The sequence below is a fragment of the Caballeronia sp. LZ003 genome, from assembly GCF_031451465.1.
Lineage (GTDB): Bacteria > Pseudomonadota > Gammaproteobacteria > Burkholderiales > Burkholderiaceae > Caballeronia.
Genome location: NZ_JARUXJ010000046.1, coordinates 1 through 1,357 on the forward strand (window position 1 = coordinate 1; position 1,357 = coordinate 1,357).

A 1,357-nucleotide genomic window follows, 5' to 3' on the forward strand; every position below is an offset into this window, starting at 1 on the left:
GCTGGCCTTCGGGCCAGCTCTTTTTGTCTGCCGTTGCAGCGCTCTCAGCACCCAAATCCCCGGTTCAAAGCTCTCACATCCGAGATATCTAAGGTCGCGGCGGATGAGCTTTAGAAACGGAATTTTCCCGTTTCTAATTGCAGGACTTAAACCCCGCACATCTGTGGGATTTAGCGCTGCTGTCAGCCCACGCTTCGGTCTTAGATATTGGCAATTCCCATTGGTGTGGCGCGCTCGAAAAACATCGGAAATCCGACTTTTTAGCGCCTCTGCAAAGGCAGTGAGATATTGCTTCGTTTCAGCGTTTGTCAGCCAGTGCGCTACGTGCTTACCGAAGTGAGATTTTCTCACTTCGTTTTTTCGGCAAAGGGCACGAGTATGGCGCTCGGTGCGGCATATCGATCTTGTCTGCATTTCCACTCATCAAACCCGACCCTCACCAGCGTCAAAAGCGCAACCCCGGCTCCGGACGATCCTCTGAGCAATCCAGTCATCGACCTCGCTCTCCAGCCATGCCACCGCCCGCTCGCCGATCTTCACTGGCTTAGGAAACGACGGGTTGCTATAAACAGCTGTGCGACTCAGGCCCGTCTTCTCACGCACGCGCGGCAATCGAAGAAGTCTTTGTTCCACTGTGAACTCCATAAAAAAGCCCGCATGCGCGGGCTGTGGTGTTAATAGGTTGGTTGGTCAGACAGGGCGCACGTAGCGGGCGCGCTGGGCATCGAGATAGTCCGCCCATGCCTGCATCATTTCGGCTCGCTGCGTGAGATATTGCGCATGGTTGTAAGCCCCGCTCACCTTGCCACGCGACTGGTGCGCGAGCTGAAGCTCGATATGCTCGTGCGACCAGCCTTGCTCATGCAGGATCGTCGAGGCAACGCCGCGGAATCCATGCACAGTCATGCGGCCGCGATAACCAAGCGCCTGTAGCGCCATGAGCATCGTCGCTCGACTCATCGGCCTCTTGTGCGAGTGATAACCCGGGAATACGAACTCGCCTCCGACGCCGATCTCTTTCAGCCGACGCACGACATCGGCCGCCTGACGCGAAAGCGGCACGATATGCGGCGTGCGCATCTTCATGCGCTCGGCCGGGATCGTCCAACGAGCGTGATCGAGATCAAACTCAGACCATGGGGCATCCACCAGTTCACCCGTTCTCACAAAGCAGTAGCTCATGAGTTTCAACGCAAGCCGCGTCTGCTCCTCGCCGCCGTACGAATCGATTGCATGCAGCAAGGCAGGCAGATCAGCCTCCGAGACGCGGGCGTGATTTTTCGCTGTAGGAAGAGACAGTAGATCGCCTGTGCGAAGCTCGGCGACAGGGTTCCGCTCTGCCCAGTCGTGCGCCATC

General features: G+C 57.4%; 3 protein-coding genes. All 3 read right to left on the reverse strand.

What is annotated here, in order from left to right; genetic code table 11:
- Positions 1 to 414: hypothetical protein (locus QCE79_RS32770; protein ID WP_309851575.1), on the reverse strand; the 414-nt coding region annotated here is incomplete at its 3' end.
- 9 nt (positions 415 to 423) lie between these two features.
- Positions 424 to 645, reverse strand: coding sequence for an AlpA family transcriptional regulator (locus QCE79_RS32775; protein ID WP_309851577.1), 222 nt, complete (start codon positions 643 to 645; stop codon positions 424 to 426).
- 45 nt (positions 646 to 690) lie between these two features.
- Positions 691 to 1,357: site-specific integrase (locus QCE79_RS32780; RefSeq protein WP_309851582.1), on the reverse strand; the 667-nt coding region annotated here is incomplete at its 5' end.